General features: G+C 59.1%; 16 protein-coding genes and 1 tRNA gene. 5 read left to right on the top strand and 12 right to left on the bottom strand.

Translation table 11 applies throughout. The features are described from left to right. The first annotated feature begins 277 nt into the window (after positions 1–277). Both ACTNBB_RS07200 and ACTNBB_RS07195 read left to right on the top strand, forming a co-directional pair. Positions 278–478: a hypothetical protein gene (locus ACTNBB_RS07200; RefSeq protein ID WP_441057501.1), complete on the top strand. Its 201-nt coding sequence runs from the start codon at positions 278–280 to the stop codon at positions 476–478. A gap of 197 nt (positions 479–675) precedes the next feature. Continuing rightward, positions 676–1242: a DUF4368 domain-containing protein gene (locus tag ACTNBB_RS07195; RefSeq protein ID WP_441057504.1), complete on the top strand. Its 567-nt coding sequence runs from the start codon at positions 676–678 to the stop codon at positions 1240–1242. A gap of 58 nt (positions 1243–1300) precedes the next feature. Here the strand turns inward: ACTNBB_RS07195 and ACTNBB_RS07190 are convergent, their stop codons facing one another. The 7 genes from ACTNBB_RS07190 to ACTNBB_RS07160 all read right to left on the bottom strand — a co-directional run bounded on the left by ACTNBB_RS07190 (position 1301) and on the right by ACTNBB_RS07160 (position 6574). Beyond that, complete coding sequence (locus ACTNBB_RS07190; RefSeq protein WP_441057507.1) at positions 1301–2167, bottom strand: DegV family protein; 867 nt, start codon at positions 2165–2167, stop codon at positions 1301–1303. 177 nt (positions 2168–2344) lie between these two features. Then, on the bottom strand, positions 2345–3466 hold the full coding sequence (locus ACTNBB_RS07185; protein ID WP_154516376.1) for a coiled-coil domain-containing protein: 1122 nt from the start codon (positions 3464–3466) through the stop codon (positions 2345–2347). Positions 3467–3498: 32 nt separating this feature from the next. Further along, on the bottom strand, positions 3499–4029 hold the full coding sequence (locus ACTNBB_RS07180; RefSeq protein ID WP_441057510.1) for an adenine phosphoribosyltransferase: 531 nt from the start codon (positions 4027–4029) through the stop codon (positions 3499–3501). Positions 4030–4067: 38 nt separating this feature from the next. Continuing rightward, on the bottom strand, positions 4068–4952 hold the full coding sequence (ftsR, locus tag ACTNBB_RS07175; RefSeq protein ID WP_441057513.1) for a transcriptional regulator FtsR: 885 nt from the start codon (positions 4950–4952) through the stop codon (positions 4068–4070). Between the two features lie 3 nt (positions 4953–4955). Then, on the bottom strand, positions 4956–5390 hold the full coding sequence (locus ACTNBB_RS07170) for an FHA domain-containing protein (RefSeq protein WP_195838557.1): 435 nt from the start codon (positions 5388–5390) through the stop codon (positions 4956–4958). Positions 5391–5456: 66 nt separating this feature from the next. Next, positions 5457–6161, bottom strand: coding sequence for a CDP-alcohol phosphatidyltransferase family protein (locus tag ACTNBB_RS07165; protein WP_427726787.1), 705 nt, complete (start codon positions 6159–6161; stop codon positions 5457–5459). Between the two features lie 149 nt (positions 6162–6310). Further along, positions 6311–6574 (bottom strand): hypothetical protein, encoded by a 264-nt coding sequence (locus ACTNBB_RS07160; protein ID WP_441038634.1) that lies wholly within the window; start codon positions 6572–6574, stop codon positions 6311–6313. Between the two features lie 435 nt (positions 6575–7009). On the opposite strand from ACTNBB_RS07160, the gene ACTNBB_RS07155 reads away from it, so the two are divergent. The 3 genes from ACTNBB_RS07155 to ACTNBB_RS07145 all read left to right on the top strand — a co-directional run bounded on the left by ACTNBB_RS07155 (position 7010) and on the right by ACTNBB_RS07145 (position 11824). Then, on the top strand, positions 7010–7801 hold the full coding sequence (locus ACTNBB_RS07155) for a 7beta-hydroxysteroid dehydrogenase (protein WP_154516391.1): 792 nt from the start codon (positions 7010–7012) through the stop codon (positions 7799–7801). A gap of 686 nt (positions 7802–8487) precedes the next feature. Next, the gene (locus ACTNBB_RS07150; protein WP_441057516.1) at positions 8488–9453 is read left to right on the top strand and encodes a hypothetical protein; all 966 of its coding nucleotides are present in this window, start codon (positions 8488–8490) and stop codon (positions 9451–9453) included. A gap of 349 nt (positions 9454–9802) precedes the next feature. Then, positions 9803–11824: a gamma-glutamylcyclotransferase family protein gene (locus ACTNBB_RS07145; protein ID WP_441057519.1), complete on the top strand. Its 2022-nt coding sequence runs from the start codon at positions 9803–9805 to the stop codon at positions 11822–11824. Between the two features lie 979 nt (positions 11825–12803). On the opposite strand, the gene ACTNBB_RS07140 is transcribed toward ACTNBB_RS07145, so the two are convergent. The 5 genes from ACTNBB_RS07140 to ACTNBB_RS07120 all read right to left on the bottom strand — a co-directional run bounded on the left by ACTNBB_RS07140 (position 12804) and on the right by ACTNBB_RS07120 (position 16878). Then, positions 12804–12880, bottom strand: a tRNA-Pro gene (locus tag ACTNBB_RS07140). A gap of 80 nt (positions 12881–12960) precedes the next feature. Next, on the bottom strand, positions 12961–14175 hold the full coding sequence (gene coaBC / locus ACTNBB_RS07135; protein WP_441057522.1) for a bifunctional phosphopantothenoylcysteine decarboxylase/phosphopantothenate--cysteine ligase CoaBC: 1215 nt from the start codon (positions 14173–14175) through the stop codon (positions 12961–12963). A 2-nt stretch (positions 14176–14177) separates the two neighbouring features. After that, a complete protein-coding gene (locus ACTNBB_RS07130) occupies positions 14178–14897 on the bottom strand; it encodes a zinc ribbon domain-containing protein (protein ID WP_427726754.1) in 720 nt (239 codons plus the stop codon). After that, positions 14894–15703 carry a Nif3-like dinuclear metal center hexameric protein gene (locus ACTNBB_RS07125; RefSeq protein ID WP_441057525.1) on the bottom strand — a complete coding sequence of 270 codons (810 nt, stop codon included), beginning with the start codon at positions 15701–15703 and terminating at the stop codon, positions 14894–14896. Before ACTNBB_RS07125 ends, ACTNBB_RS07130 begins: the two co-directional genes overlap by 4 nt. Further along, entirely contained in the window at positions 15700–16878 is a 1179-nt protein-coding gene (locus ACTNBB_RS07120; protein ID WP_441057528.1) for a cysteine desulfurase family protein, read from the bottom strand. Before ACTNBB_RS07120 ends, ACTNBB_RS07125 begins: the two co-directional genes overlap by 4 nt. Between the last annotated feature and the right edge of the window lies 1 nt (position 16879).

The following is a 16879-nucleotide window of genomic DNA, read 5'->3' as shown; positions in this document are numbered from 1 at the left end:
CGGACCCCCTGTAGACGTTCAGCTCTCCCATTACGTTTCGCTCCATATCCCGCTCCTCCCGGGTCGGATACCCGATCGGAGCATAGTTCCGTTAGCGCAGTTGGTGAAAGTACGTTAGCGGGGTCGGCGAAAGCGCGTTAGCGCATTCGGCGAGATGCGTTTGCGAAAGTGGTCAATTTTAGATTAGCGCTAACACCACGTCGAGATCAGGAAGCTGCTGCCCAAGGGCGCCGGAATCAGGTTCGACCGGCTCGTCCCGGCCGACCTGGCGCTGGCCATGTCGCACGTGAACTCCGAGCCCCGCGGCGCGCTCGGCTTCGCGACGCCCGCGCGCGCCTTCAGGGCGATGCTCGGGGAGGACGCGGCGGCGCTGCTGGACGCCTACGGCGTGGGGGACGTGCCGCTCGGCGACCTCGACCTGACGCCGGGGCTCATCGAGAGGGCGCGCGCAGAGAGGGGCGATGCCCCGCTGGCCTAGCCTAGGAGAAAAACGGAATAGACGGACCGACCGTCCGGCTGAGTCTGGGAAGAGGTGCCGGGCGGCGGGCGGAGCATGGCCACCGGACCCATCGAAACACATCTCCACCATTCCTTCAACTGGGAAAATGGCGCCCCCGGGGCCCGAGAGGGGCCGCGGGGGCGTTCGGTTAACTGCGGGAGCGAGCCATCAGCTCAATGTGTTCGGCTGAGATCGGAAATCAACCGGTTTTGCGGTATGTTAAGGAACACGAACAGGACTTTATCTGTAAAGCTACCGAGTACGGCGACATGGAAGCGAGAAAGGCATTAGCGCAGCAGCAAAAGGAACTTTTCAAAGCACAGGCGCGTATGACCGAACTTGACACGCTTTTCCGCAAGCTGTATGAGGACAACGCATTAGGCAGACTGACAGATGAACGGTTTGTGTTTCTAACTTCCGGCTATGAGGACGAAAAGAAATCCCTTGCCGCAAGGATAGACGAGTTACAACAGCAGATCGCAACCGTTACCGAGCGAAAAAGGGATATATCAAGGTTTATTCAGATTGTCGGGAAATACAGCGACATACAGGAATTGACCTATGAAAACGTCCATGAGTTTATCGACCGTATTTTGATACATGAATTAGACCGGGAAACCAACACCCGGAAAATCGAAATCCATTACAGCTTTGTCGGACAGGTTGATACCGAGCAGGAGCCGACGCAAGTTGTCAACCATGACCGCCGCAACATGGTAGATGTAAAAAGTATCGCTATCTAACCTCAGCAAAAGAGCCATCCGTCACTTTGTCCCGCCCGCGTTTTTGCTTGGTTGAACTTTATTGGCCCGAAGCCATGCCCATGCCGTAGCCGATGATGAGACCATGCATCTCGGCGTAATAGGAATCAAGGCCGTTGCAGGGCATGATGATAGTCTTGGAGCCTGGCCAGTGCTCCACAATGCGGTCGGCAAGCGCCTGGGCTCCAGCTTCGTTCTCAACGTGATCGATGATGACCTCGCCGCCCGTGAAACCCTCGGCCTCCATGGTGTCGACAATCTTGGTGAGCATCTTCTTTTCGCCACGCGTATGCCCAACGAGTTCAATTTCGCCCGCTTCGCTCGCCGTGCCCAAAATGCGGATGTTGAGCTTGTTGGCAATAACACCGGCCGCCTTGGGGATACGTCCGGCCTTCGCAAGGTTTTCGTAATTGCATAAACTAAAGAGGATCTTGCTGTTCCGCTCCAAGCTATCGAAGTAGGCGCAGGCTTCCTCAAAGGAGGCATCCGGTTTACTTGCTAGATAACGGTCAAACAGTAAGAAGATCAGGTCCATCTTTCCGCCTGCTGCGCGCGAATTAACCAGGTAAATCTTACGATTTGGCTCTTCGGCAAGCACCATGTCACGCGCAGTGGCCGCGGCATTGTAGCTTCCCGAGACGCCCTCGGAGATGGGCATGCAGATCGTCTTGTCGGCGAGCTTAAAGAGCTCAGCCCACTCCCCTACGCTTGGGCAGGAGCTCGATGATGCGCTGGATTCCGATTGAATGGCAACATTAAGCTCGTGAACATCGAGCGAGAGATCGTCGACAAATTCACGCTCCCCCACTCTGATCTTAAGGGGTGCAAATGCAAAGGTGGCATGAGGTGCGGTTGGTTGCCAATCGCGAAGATTGCAGCTCGAATCTGAGATGAGTGCCCAGCTCATTGAGGGTCCTTTCTAGTTGTTCCTCAACAATTATAGCTATCTTTTCGACAGATGCTGCGCATATCTAGTATTCAAAACTAGATTGTAGTTTACACACAAAATGGGCGTCGAGATAAAACAATGGACCTCGCTCCCAAAGGATACGAGGTCCACTTTCGTTAGCTGAGTTAAAAACACTTAATAGCGAACGAAAATATAATTGTTGTTCATGCCAGCGGCAACGGAGCTGATGATAACGCCCGTGCTGTAGTCGGAAGCATGGATCATCTGGCCGTTACCAATGTAGATGCCGGTGTGGTAAGAGTTAACAACGACGTCGCCCGGCTGAGGATCAGAAACACGGGGCCAACCCATGAAGGTGCCGGTAGTGCCCAGGCGGCAGTAGCGACCGGTGAGGCAGTAGCTTACAAAGCCGGAGCAGTCAAAGCTGTTCGGGCCAATACCGCCCCAGGAATAAGCGCAACCAAGCTTGCTATAAGCGCGAGAGACAACGCTGCCGCCATCAACGGACTGGCTCGGCGCGGAAGGGGCCGGTGCCGGGGCGGGCGTCGAGGGCTGCGGCGTGGGGGCAGGAGCGGGCGCGGGCGCAGGCGTGTTGCCGCCGCCGTTGTTGGTCGTACCGCCACCATTGTTGGTGTTCTCGGTCGTACCGGCGGTGTCGTTGCTCACCGTGGCCTTTTCGGCAGTGCTGGCATTTATGCCAGCCTGCAGCGCGGCGTTCGCCTCGGCCTCGGCAGCAAGCTCGGCCTGCAGCTGTGAATCCAGGGAGTTCACGACACTCTGGGCCTCAGCCTGCTGGGCGTTGAGCTCGTCGACCTTCTTCTGCGTCGCGGCGACGTTCTTCTCCTGCTCGGCCTGCTTATCGGTGAGCTGCTGCTTAAGGTCCTTGACCTCCTGAATGGTCTGGGCCTGCTTGTCGGAAACCTTGCCGTAGTAGAACAAACGGTTGAGCATATCGCCCAGATCGTCGACGCCCGTCAGAACCTGAAGGAGACTCAGACCGCCGGTCTTGTACTCACCAGCAACGTAGGACGAAAGCTTTGCCTGACCCTCGGCAATCTCTTGCTGCTTTTGCGTGATCTCGCCTGCAGTCTGATCAAGCTCCTGCGTCTGTGCGGAGAGTTCTTCATGAATTTGCTGGGTTTGCGTACCGATCTGCTCGAGTTTTGTACGAGCGGCGGCAAGATCGGACGCGGTATCGGCATAGGCAGGAGCCGCGAGGCCCAAGCCCAAAACACAAGCGAGGGTTGCCGTAGCAGCGCAGCGTGCCATGTTTTTGTGCGTGTTTGCTGTGCGCATGGAGCTTCCTTTCCAGTATCTAAGGGTAGCGGCTAGTCCACCGTTACCAGGCTAAAGAGCTCAACGTCCTCGTTAGAAGGCGTGAGCTTCTTGCGCGGTTTAAGAAACGCAAGCTCAAGGATACAACCATAACCTACGAGCTTTGCGCCCATATCTCGCACCAGTTTACCTGTTGCCTCGACGGTTCCGCCCGTCGCGACCAAGTCGTCCAGAATCAACACGGTATCTTTAGAGCTGATGGCATCGACGTGAATCTCAATCGAATCGGTTCCATATTCGAGCTCGTATTCCTGGCTAACGGTCTTACGTGGCAGTTTTCCCGGTTTACGTGCGGGAACAAAGCCGGCGCCGAGTGCCACGGCAACAGGCACGCCTACCATAAAACCGCGAGCCTCGGGTCCTACAACCTTAGTGATGCCCATGCCGGAGAAATGCTCCGCTAGCGCGTCGACCATGGCTTTCAGTGCTTCGGGATTGCTAAAGAGCGGCGTGATGTCCTTAAAGACGACTCCGGGCTCGGGATAGTCGGGGATGTCGACGATGTGAGATTCGAAGTCGTACATGGTGTGACCTTTCATGGGAGGCTGGTTTGTAGAAGCGTTTATTTGTCCGCGCTGGCGGTGCCGGTGTGCGAGGGGGCGACAACCTTAAGCGGCTGCACGAGGGATTCCTCGCGCACGGGGACCTCGGAGGCAGATGCCTCTTCGCTTTTGGCTTTGGTTGATTCGGAGCGTGCGATTTCCTCATCGAGGGCATCGATATCGGCGTCCTCGACTACGGCGTTGAGTGACTCAAATACGCGGTTCTTGAGCAGCGCGGTATGCACGCCCTCGGTGAGGTCATGTAACTTCTTAAACGCGCGTTCGAGCTTGGCGTCGCGTTCGTCATCGGAGGTGTCCATGCCAAGCATACTCACGAGCACTTGCTCGAACATCGAAGACTCGCGGTTGGCGGATGATACGTACTGACGAAGGTTTCGCGGCTCGATATGAAAGCGTGACAGTTCAGAACAGTAGCGGATAATCGGAAAATCGCGCCCGTCGACGAGCTCGCGGTTCTGCGGACTCTTGATAATGCGAATAAGGTCGTTTTCGGCCAAGGAGCGAATAAACGAGATCTCGACGCCCAACATATCCGGAATGGTCTCGATGGGGTGCAGTTTCTGCTTGGTTTCCTTTGGTTCCGTCTTGAGCGGAACATCGGACAGCAGACCCACCTCGTAGGCAAGCGTGGAGAGATCTGTGGCGTTTTCCAGTCGTTGCTTGATCACGTTGAGCGGCATGTAGCGAGTCTTCTGCAGGTGCAGAATGACCTCTAGACGGTCAACGTCCTCCTTGGAGTATTGGCGATACCCCTTAGGCGTACGATGAGGGGTGATGAGCCCCTCATCTTCTAGAAATCTAATTTTTGAGTTCGAAAGATCGGGGTATGCGCCTCGAAGTAAATTGACGACCTGGCCGATACTCAGATAGTTGCGTTCGGCCATGCCCTACTCACCGGTTTCGATGCGCTCCGGCGTGCTCTCGTGGTAGATGAGCGTGAACGTACCGATCTGGACGGAAGATCCGTCGTGCAGCGGGGCGGCATTGACGATTGCGCCGTCAACCCACGTGCCGTTGAGCGAGCCTAAGTCCTCGATGCGAGCAGCCAGACCCTCGCGAATAATGCGTGCGTGGCTACGCGATACGGTCATGTCATTGAGGAAAATGCCGTTTGCCGGATCGCGGCCAATGGTGGTCACATCATCCTCGAGTTCAAAGGCAGCACCGGTCTGCGGTCCTTTGACAATAGACAGAACGGGGGCAGTGATGCGAACGTTCGCCATAAGATCGGGAACGGTAACGTCGCTCGAAGGCACACGGAAGACGCAGGTTGCGTCGGCAGTCTTATCGTTTTGAGGCATATTGTTAACCATGTTGTCCATGACAACCCCTAACTTAACGCGGACATGCCGCAAAGAATGAACTGTACGTAATAATACCCCAATGGCTTAGTCTTCGATTTCGGGGTTAAGAAAGTCGACGTCTTCGTCCTCTGGATGCGCAACAGCCTGTTTAATGGCCGCTCCACCCTTAATGGAATAGATGACAGCGGTGAGCATGGAAAAGATGACGCCGCCATACACAAAGAAGATGCCGAGCGGTACCGAGCTGCCGTTGAGGCCCGGGAAGGCCGTGAACGTGGCAGGCAGCAGATGCCAACCGTCCACGGTGGGAAAGCCCAGCAGCATGAGCGAGAAGCCGGTCATGAGCAGCGCCGTGGCAATCTTGCCGGGAAACACTACGTCGATGGGGCGGCGGTGGTAGTGGCGCACGATGAGCGTGCCGATGCCCAGGTAGATATCGCGCCCAATGATGAGCACGCAGACCCAGATGGGAAGCTCGCCGCGAACCACGAGACCTAAAACGCCTGTAAATAGCAGCGCACGGTCGCAGATGGGATCCATAACCTTGCCGAGCCACGAGACCGTTTTGGTCATGCGGGCAATCTGACCGTCCATCCAGTCGGTGGAAGCCGCGATGGCATAGATGACAATGGCGACGACACGGTTGTTGTCCGTCACAAACAGGTACAGGAAGACCAGCGTGAGGATCAGGCGCGTGAAGGTAATGAAATTGGAGATCGTGAAAATCTTATTCGACGGGTAATCGGAGGTGCCGATAAGCTCCTTTTTGATCTTCTTTTTGATGCCCACAGGACTCCCCCGCTGGTAAACGACAAAACTCTCGATACTATACCCGTTCTGGCGATGTCTATCCAGCGTAAGCATAGAGAGTCCAGACATGTGGAGGACGCTGCTGGGTGCCACGAGGACTCTCGCGCCGTTGCTTTAACAAAAAACTCTCACAGGAAGTAGCCGCGAGGGCTATGTTGGTAGTTGCAGCTACAGTTATTGTTGAGAGTGAGCAGCGCGTCGCGCACGCCGTAGAGGTAGCCGCTGATGAGCGCCCAGCGCACGCGCTCGTCGAGCGCAGCGAGGCAGAGCGTCTGCATGGCACCGCCGGAAAAGCCGACGCAGCCGAGTTCGCGCAGACTCCACGCGCCGCGCGCCGCAACGTAGTCGATGAGGCGCATGAGGTCCCAGGTCTTCGGTATCGATGTGCACATCGAGCATCACGCCGACCATGAACATTGCGAGAAACGTATTTGCCGAGCCTACCGAAGCGGTGACGTCGAGCACCGGCGCAGAATAGCGATGCATCCCTTTGTACATGGGCACACAAGGGGATACAGCAAAGGCGACCGGAGGTCGCAATGCCCTCCTGGTGAATAGCTACCAAGGCGGGTAAAACCACATCGAACGCCGCTCACGCCAGGGCGGCGTTCACCTTTTGGTTCCACCCGCCAGCACCTCCCCTCTTGATACTGCAAGGGTTTCATTGTGGTGATAGACCGACACCGTTCATCGTTGTTTCGGGTTCGTTCGCAAAGTCGTGAACGCACTCCCCTCTTGTTCAGCGCATAATGGCGCACCGTATGCGGCTGAGCGGCCGCACGCTAAAGGAGAGGTGCCCGCATGGGCATCGAGAGAGAGGATGCAGTATGAACCTGAGGGAAAAGTACGGTGAGTGGGGCCTGATCCTGGGCGCGACCGAGGGCGTCGGCAAGGCGTTCTGCGAGAAGATCGCCGCCGGCGGCATGAATGTCGTCATGGTCGGCCGTCGCGAGGAGAAGCTGAACGTGCTCGCCGGCGAGATCCGTGAGACCTACGGCGTGGAGACCAAGGTCGTGCGCGCCGACTTTAGCCAGCCCGACGCTGCCGAGACCGTCTTCGCCGCGACCGAGGGCCTGGACATGGGCTTCATGAGCTACGTGGCCTGCCTGCACAGCTTCGGCAAGATCCAGGACACTCCCTGGGAGAAGCACGAGGCCATGATCAACGTCAACGTCGTGACCTTCCTCAAGTGCTTCCACCACTACATGCGGATCTTTGCCGCCCAGGACCGCGGCGCCGTGATCAACGTCTCGTCGATGACCGGCATCAGCTCCAGCCCCTGGAACGGCCAGTACGGCGCGGGCAAGGCCTTCATCCTCAAGATGACCGAGGCCGTGGCCTGCGAGTGCGAGGGCACCGGTGTCGACGTCGAGGTCATCACCCTCGGCACCACCCTAACCCCCAGCCTGCTGTCCAACCTCCCCGGCGGCCCGCAGGGCGAGGCCGTCATGAAGATCGCCCTCACCCCCGAGGAGTGCGTCGACGAGGCCTTTGAGAAGCTGGGTAAGGAGCTCTCCGTCATCGCCGGCCAGCGCAACAAGGACTCCGTCCACGACTGGAAGGCCAACCACACCGAGGACGAGTACATCCGCTACATGGGCTCGTTCTACCGCGACTAGCAGCTGCCGCGGCGCGTGCGCGAGGGCGCGTGCGGGTTCGCAGGTAGAGATGCGAGTGCGAGGGTTTCTTTGCGGGGGCGTGCGTATGCGGCGCCCGCAAAGAAACCCTCTTTTCATGGGTGGGCGCGACGGCACCTCGGCGCTCACCGTCTAGGGCGACCTGCCCGGCTCCCCCGCGATCTCCCTGCACGGGACCCCGCGCCCCGGCATCCTCTGGACCGTGTCCCGCTTGTGCCCAGTGGGCCGGCCGATCCGGCCCACAGGGTATCGGATTCCCGCATTCATCCGTACATGTTCGTGTGAATGCGGGAGGTGTTCGGATGAGGTTGATATTCAAGGTGTAGACCGTTTTCTTGGTACTCCTCAAATGCGGCAGGGTTTTTCGAGTTTGTAGATGCTAATATAACCCTGCTCTCGAAAGAGGGCTCAGTCCCGGCTGGTAAACCTGACGTTTGGCGTGGTGTGCGTGACACGCATAGCGGGCATGGCCGCGATAGAATTTTCCATGCGGAGGGGTTCGACCCCACAGCGCCCCGAGGGTTTCGGGGGGCGAACTGGCAGGCAGGGAACCGGGGTGCAGGCTGTCCAGAAGGAGGGGTGTAATGCCTCTTCTTCTTTTTTGCCACATCAATCTTCTGGCTTGATAGGTTTTTCGTGCGTGTGATTGGGTTGCGGAAGGGATTGGCATGAGAGTTGCGGAAATTGCGGAAAGGGTCGGTTGCGATCCTGAGTCTGCGTATTCGAAATTCGCCGACACACGTGAAGGCACACGCTTTCACAACATGCAGTGGCCCACTTTCGTCACCGACGAAAACTATCGCTCGTTTTGCAAGGCGCTGGCAGATTATGCCAACTCAGAGGAAGGCCCCCAAAGCAACGGCCGCCATGAATTGTTCCTGAGCGTGCACGAGCTGTTCGAAAAGGGCAACGAGATTGGCGGCGCCCCAAAAAAGCGCCACTACAACTTGGACAAATCGTTCATAGGCACGGACGAGGCAAATCTCATGCTGCTCAAAGCGGCGCATAAGGGAATGACCCAGCAAGCGATCGCCGCGTACCTGGGCTGCTCGCGCACGGCGGTGCAAAAACGCCTGAGCGCCCTGGCAGGCGGCGTGCGTTTTGGCGACTCCTACATCAAGGCCGAGCCGACAAGCCGCGGCGGCCTGAAGTCGACGGCCCACCCGATCTTCCTGCCGCTGCGATTGCATGAGGTGTACCTGATGCTGTCGGCATTAGGCGAGTTTCGAGCGGAACGGTCAGGCGGGGACCCAGAGCGCGTCTTGGCCGATGATCTCGCTGGCAGAATCTATTCCCAGCTGAGCGACTACGCAAAGGGCGGGATCGACAGGGCATTGACTGAACGAGGGATTCGCCGCGGTGGGCAAAGGCCCGACTTCGACTCAAGCAAGGGCGTGGACGATTCGGATCGTATCGTTATGTATGAGAAGATGGGTCTCAATCTTGAAGTCGTGCTTGTAAATGGAGATAAGCTCGACGGCCGCTACGCGCGCCACGCCGATCTTCAGAAATGCGTAAACGCCGCCGAAATAAGCAAAGACGGCAGCTATATCGTGTTTAAACTTTTGGATGGCAGATACTGGGCGGTCGACGATTCTCAAGTAGTGAGCGTAGCAGCCGCACCCGGGGATTAGGTTGCGGCCAAGTCCCTCGTCCGCCCTCCCAGGCGGTACCGCTGCGGCCGATTTCATGTTTGCTTACAGGCGAAACAGCCGCCCTTGCGTTTTTCTAAACGCAACCTCTTCGTGCGCTCGTAAAAAATCGAATCGATAAAAACTGGCAACAACCCTTCTGAACGGGTATCCTTTCGCAGGATGCGCCTCGAACAGCACTTTCTGCCTGCGCGATTTCGTGCATGGCCGTCCTTTTCGTTCTATTTCTTAAAATGTCAACCTCAGGTTTTCACGCCTTTTCGGCTTCAGACTGTATGCTGCAATCAGCTCGAGCGACCGAAGCCCATCGCAACACCGAAAGGCATGAACCATGAAGTACAACGAGAAGCGCAACAACGCCTCAGCCCGTCACCCCGAGACTGCACCCTCGACCATCAACTTCGCGTACGGTAGCAACCTTGACATCCATCAAGTTGAAACCCGCTGCCCCGGCGCGGTGCTGCTGGGCAAAGCGACCCTGAACGGCTATGAGCTGGCGTTCGATACCGCCGGATACCTCACCATCACCAAGCGCGAGGGGTCGCATGTGCAAGGCGCGCTGTGGGCGCTCGATAGCTCTCACGTGGCGTCTCTCGACCGCTACGAAGGCGTTGCATCTGGTTGCTACCGCAAGGAAACCGTGACCGTCGGGCGCGAAGGCGATGTGGTTCCCGCAACCCTTGAGGCGATGGTCTACATCTCTGAGCGCACCCCGCTGCGCAAGTACACCGAAAAGTACGATTACATCGACCGCGTGGTCGAAGCCGGCCGCGTGATGCAGCTTGATGAGGCAACCTTGGCGCAGATGTCCGACATGCGCGCCGACAGCCTGGACCGCTTGCGCGCGCAAGAAGAGTCGGCGGCGTATGGCGCAGCCAAGATCGACCTCCCCGCTGCACGCGAATACGCCGACTTCGTGTGCGGTGAAGGTCACCAGATCGCCGATTGCACATGCCGTTACACCGGTTACTACGCACGCCGTTTCCCCCGTGGCCTTCAGCAGCATGGACGCATCCTGCGCTCTAAGCGCTACCAGGTGATGGAAGCGAGTGAGGCCACCTTCTGCGGGTCTCACCGCATCTACTTGGCAATCAAGATTCCAGGCGAGTTCGGTTACAAGATTGACGTCCCCGAAGGGTTCCGCGCAGTGCGCAGCAGCGACCCTGCGCTGCAGGCAGACCTTAGTTACTCCCTTACGCTGGATGAGTTCGAAAAGCAGCGCAAGGCCCTGCTGCGCACCCTGCTCGGCTGGTGCAACAGCCTGCCTGAGTTTGACGTGCACAACTTTAATCGTCCCTCTGTCCCGGTGTTCAGCGCGCGCGAACACTCCGCCGACACCCGCGAGTATGCGGAAACCCCGTACTTCGCATATGGCTTTGACATCAGCCATGACCGCATTGCCAAAAAGCTCGAGGGCGGTCACCATGTTTATGCAACCAAGGCGAAGCTCTATGGCTACACGCTGGCGTGCGACGCGAAGGGCCGTCCCACCATCATGCGCATGGAAGGATCGTTTGTGGAAGGCGTGCTGTGGCATGGTCTCACGCGGGGCGAGGTCCAGACGCTGGACAAAGCGAATGGCGTGCAGTACGGCACCTATGCAAAAGCCGGCGTCACGGTGAAGATTGAGGGCGAACCCGCTGCGAGGGAAAAGAACGCATTCGTGTACATCTCTCGGCGAACCCCGCTTTCTGCAGTTACGAAAGACATCGAAGCGTTTGGCGCGATGCGCGACGAAGCCATCGCCCTGAAAATGGAGCGCGCCACCGTGGCTCGCATCGACGCCATTCTGCGCGCAAGCGGCTGCCCCTGCGTGCAGCCCGAAGCCCCTGCGGCAGAAATCGCAGCCCTGGGAATCAGGGAGCTCACGCCCGAGCAAACCATGAAGTGCATGCTGTTCGTGTGCCCGAAGTGCTTTAAGCCCTTGGGCGAATGCGAATGCGGCAAGCGCCCTGATCACCTGGTAGCGATCGACCACGAGCTGCAGCCCCATGTGCGCATACTGAACGATAAGGGTTATAAAACGCAGTTCTGCTGTGCCGGGCATGCAGACAGCGGTTGCCACGGTTACCTGAGCTTCGGACGCCGCTTCCGCGCACTAGAAGAGATATGCGGCGGTCAGCTGCCCAACGAGTCTCTTATGGAAGCGCCGCAACGCATTCGCAGCACGCGCCATGTAGCGCTGAACCTGCCCGGCGCCCCCGAAAGCTATGACGTGTACCTGGACAACAGGGGTTACGTCATTCGCTTTGAGCCGCGCCGCGGTGTGAGGCGTGAACAGTTCGTGCAAGACAAGCCCGCTATGTTGAGCGCATTGCTGCAGTGGTGCGAGTCTCTCCCGCAGCGCGAATAGCCTGCAAGCCGTCTGAACTGGTAAGAATCGCCAAGCGCGTGGGTCGATGTTCGAATCCTGACCCGCGACTTCCGAGCCCCCTTCTAGTCCCAAGCCCCGATCCTCAAGCCCTCAGCCCTGCCCCTCTTGCCATATAAAGAAGCCTTCAAAGTTGCCGCCGATTCCCCGGACTCCCCGTAGGATATTGGGGCTGAAACTCATCGTCGTGCGCGGGATGCCATTCTCGACGGGAGGCTAATGGAGAAATGCGCTCGTGATATCAGGAGACTTCTTCTGGACGAAGCACTGGCGCGAGATCGCCGGCCTGAAAGACGGCTATCGAAGCAACGGACTCTTCGACTCGCTCTGGTCGGATTGCCACGTGTACTATGCCGATCATGTCTATATCGTCAACGGAAAGCGCCGACCCCGTGGTGGAGGTGCAGCTGACGAGCTATGAACCGCAATGACGGTGCCTCGCCGTGTGGAATCGATCGCAATCCCCCACCCCGGCCCGTCAGAGGCAATTTGAAAGGCCATATCCGGGTCGGGTGTGCACAATCCGGCGACCCTTGCCAAACGCCCCGTATTCTCGGTTCTGGCTCGGTTTTGGTAGCATAGGGCGCGGGCCGCGGCCGTATGGGCATGACGGATACCGCAAATCATCCGAACTGTCAACCCGCGTCGCGCCGTCTCGAGGGGTCTTGCCGTAGGCGCACGGCACAAGTAGCCGCAGTAGCTAGGCACAGGTAGGTGATTTTCGCGTATGTAGAAAAATTTAGGCTAGATAGACTACAAATGTGGAATCAAAACGAATCAGTGAATTCAACAAATATGGAAAGAAAGTGAAGGGGGGATCCATTAAAACCGAGATTCTACAAAAGTGCAGGTAGAAGGGCGTGTCTTTATTGGCTAAAAAACAGCCGGTGATTCTCCGGTGATTCCCTGATGATTCCTGATAAAAAAAGGTCAGGCACTAGGTGCCTGACCTGCAAACTTCTGGTCGGGACGACTGGATTCGAACCAGCGACCCCTTGACCCCCAGTCAAGTGCGCTACCAAGCTGCGCCACGTCCCGAAGCATTTGTTTGTTGCTCTGCTCTCGCTCGCAACAGGGAGTATAGTAACCCGAAACTTTGTCCTTGTGCAAGAACTTTTTTACAAATTTTGAAGCAAGTCTAAAATTGTATCTGCGAGCTGGGGTTTTGTTAGTACGGGAAGTTCTTGCGTGCCCGCTGTACTCACTATCCAGGCCTTGTTGGTATCGGTCCCAAAGCCCGAATCGGCGCGCGAGACATCGTTGGCGATAATGGCATCGCAACCCTTGCGCACGAGTTTGCGCTGCGCGTACTCCACGACGTTATCGGTCTCGGCCGCAAAGCCGATCACACGGCGATCGCCCTTTTGGCGTGAGAGTTCGGCCAGGATGTCAACGGTCTCGACGAGCTCAATTCGATCCAGGCGCTCGTTGGCCTTTTTGAGTTTATGGTTCGCCGGGGCCGCAGGCGTGTAGTCGGCGACGGCGGCGGCACAAATGGCCGCGTCGGCCGTCTGGAAGGCGCTCAGCGCAGCCTGGTGCATTTCCGCGGCGGTTTGTACGCGCACGCACGCTACACCGCGGGGAACGTCGAGCGATGTCGGTCCCAGCACGAGCGTGACGGCGGCACCGCGGCGCGCGGCCTCCCCCGCCAGGGCGATACCCATCTTGCCCGATGAACGGTTGCCAATGAAGCGCACGGGGTCGATCGGCTCGTGCGTGGGGCCGGCGGTGATCACGATGCGATTGCCCACAAGGTCCTGAGGAGCGGGGTCGAGCAGCTTGCAGACGGCCTCGACGATGTCCTCGGGCTCGCTCATGCGTCCCGTGTCCACATCGCCGCAGGCAAGGTAGCCGCTACCCGGACCCACAACGTGGACACCGCGCTCGCGCAGCGTGGTCATGTTGGCCTGCGTGGCCGGCGCCTTCCACATGCCATTGTTCATGGCCGGCGCGACCACGATAGGACGCGGCGTGGCAAGCAGCGTAGTGGAGATGAGGTCATCGGCGATGCCGTTGGCCATCTTGGCGATGATATTGGCCGTGGCGGGCGCCACGACCACCAAGTCGGGCTCCTGCGCCAGCGAGATATGGTGGATGGGGTCGGAGGGGTCGTCGAACAGACCCACAGCGACCGGCTCGCCCGTGAGCGCGCGAAAGGTGAGCGGACCCACAAACTCCGTGGCATGCTCGCTCATAACGACCTTGACGCGGGCGCCGCGTTTTTGCAGCAGGCGCACGATATTGCACGACTTATAGGCGGCGATCCCGCCGGTAATGCCCAACAGGATCGTTTTTCCCTCAAGTTGAATTGAATTGTCGGGTGCCGTCGTCATTGTTAGGCTTCCTTGTTGGGGAGCACGAGCAGGCGGTGGCAGTACGGGCAGTGCGTAATCTCACTACCGTCGTGGTTGAGGTCGCTCATGGACGACGCCTGCAGCGCGGTGTGGCAGACCGTGGGGATGTTGCCCTTAATGGTCTCGACGGCCAGGCCGCGGAACTGCTTGAGCAGACGCTCGTAGTCGGTGAGCACGTCGGTCGGCAGCGTGGCGGCAAGCGCGGTGCGCTCCTTGGTGGCGGCATCAATCTGGGCCTGCAGGTCGGCGGCCTTGGCACGGGCGGCCTTGGTGTCAGCCTTCACGCCCTCCTCGAATTTGGCGATGATGGCCTGCGCGCGAGCCTCACGGTCGAGCGCCTCCTTGTGGGCGACAACGACATCCTTGCGGGTGTGCTCAATCTTGTCCAGGCGCTTGGCCAGGGTGGCGAGCTCGTTTTCCAGATCCTGGACCTCGCGGTAGTCAGAGCCGTCGAAGTGGCGTTTCTTGGCGGCCTCGATGGCGTTGTTGGTCTGGATCTCGGTGGTGTTGAGATCGTCCAGCTCAATGTCGAGGTCCTTGCGCTGAGCATAGAGCTTGGTCATTTCGGACTTAAGCTTTACATAGGTTTTGCGCTTGGAGGCGAGCTCCTTGAGCTCCGGCATATTGGCAAGTTCGCTCTTGTTGCGGGCGAGCTCCAAATCGATCTGTTGCAGCTTGAGTAGCGTAGCGCCGGCGCTCATAAGTTCTCTCCTTTTGTCACAGTCCACCATTGGCAAGGGTTCAGTATTTTAATCGCATGACGGGGGTCGACCCCGGCGTCAACCGCAGAGTTCATCAAGATATCCACGAACGGCTCTTCGGAGCGACCGTGGCCGAGCAAGATCACGCTCAGCCCGCGCAAGGCAAGGTCTTGCGCCACGTGATAGCCCGCCTCGCCCGTCACGATGACATCCGCACCGGCGGCGATGGCAAGCTCGCCAAAGTCGCCGAGGGAGCCGCCCAGAATGGCGACGGTGCGGCACGGGCGCTCGGCATCGCCCCATACGCGTGGGTCGCTGCCAAAGGTCGTGGCAGCACGGGCGGCAAGATCGCGCAGCGTGCACGGGTCGTTGAGTGTTGCAAGCGCGCCCAGGCCGGTCGACTCGGGGTCGTCCACGTGCTCCAGCGAGCTATCGGGCACGGCGTTCAGCAGCTTGCATAGACAGGCACGAGCCTCGTGCGAGCGGTCCAGGTTGGTGTGGAGCGAGATAATGCTCACCCCGCAGCGGGCCGCCTCGTAGAGCGCCGCGCTGCTTTGGGGGCGCGTTGCGCTGGGCGGGCAAAACGACTCGGGCGCCTTGATGTAGACGGGATGATGCGTGAGTAACACGTTGGCTCCGGCTTCCAAGGCGCGCTGCACGTTGTCCCTGGTGGCGTCAAGCGCGCAGGCAACGCCGCGAATCTCGTCGTCGGGGTCGCCAACGGATAAGCCTACGTGGTCCCAGGGCTCGGCGTCCGTCTTGGGATAGCGTGCCAGCAGGGCACGCTCGAGCTCGGCGACGATCATGCGGCACCTACGATCGAGAGCAGCGTCTGGGCAAAGTCGTCCAGATCGCTCGGATTCACGCGGTCATCGAAGGAGATGCGCAGTGCGCCCAGCGCCTGCTCGCGACCAATGCCCATGGCGCTGAGCACGTGGCTCGGATCCATGCTGCCGCTCGAGCAAGCCGATCCGGCCGAAACCTCAAAGCCGGCGGCGTCGAGCTTGATGATGAGCTCCTCGGAGTCCATGCCGTCAATATAGATCGATACCATGCCGGGCAGACGGTCGGCCTGCGTGTAGTCGCCCATGGTGGCGTGGATGCGTGGAAGGGCCGTAAGCGTGGCGTAGAGCTTGTCGGAAAGGGCTTGCAGCTTCTCGCGCTCCTGAGCCACATGGGGCGCCAGAGACGAGGCAGCAGAGGCAAAGGCCAGCTGCGTGCGCAGGTCCTGCGTGCCGGCACGACGTCCGGCTTCCTGTCCTCCGCCAAAAATGCGGGGGCGCAGCGGCGTGCGGCTTTTTAGGTATAACGCGCCGGAGGCTACGGGGCCGCCAATCTTGTGTGCTGCAACGGTCATAGCATCGACGCCCAGCTCGGTCACATCGAGCGGAATATGCAGATAGCCCTGGATGGCATCGGTATGGAACAGGGCACCCGCGGTGTGCGCAGCCGCGGCAAGCTCGCGGATGGGCTGCACCACACCGGTCTCGTTGTTGGCGGCCATGATGCTCACGAGCGCGACGTCGTCGCCCAACAAGTCGCTCAGCTCGGCAGGCTCGATGTAGCCCGCACGGCAGGGCTGCACCAGGTCGACGGTAAAGCCCGCGGCTCGCAGCAGCGGTAGGTTGTCCAGGATCGAATCATGCTCGATCGCAGACACGATCACGCGCTCGCGCTTTCGATCGCGCTGACGAGCACCCTCGGCAAGTCCGAGGAGCGCCAGCTGGTTGGCCTCGGTACCGCCGTTGGTAAGGATGATCTCGGACGGGCGAACGCGCGCGCCAAAGCTGCGGGCGATCTCGCGGCGTGCAACCTCCAGACGTGCGGCAGCCTTGCGGCCGAGCGAGTGCAGCGAGTTGGGGTTGACGCCTGCAAGCTCGCTTTCGTCGTACTCGCGCTGCGCAAGGAGCGCCTCGGCGCGCATGGGCGTCGAGGCGGCATAGTCAAGATTCACGGGTATGCGGTTTTGACCTGCGGTCATA

Source organism: Collinsella sp. HCP28S3_B9 (assembly GCF_052066095.1).
Lineage (GTDB): Bacteria > Actinomycetota > Coriobacteriia > Coriobacteriales > Coriobacteriaceae > Collinsella.
The sequence above is the reverse complement of the archived record's forward strand: the minus strand, read 5'-3'. Positions and strand labels throughout refer to the sequence as shown.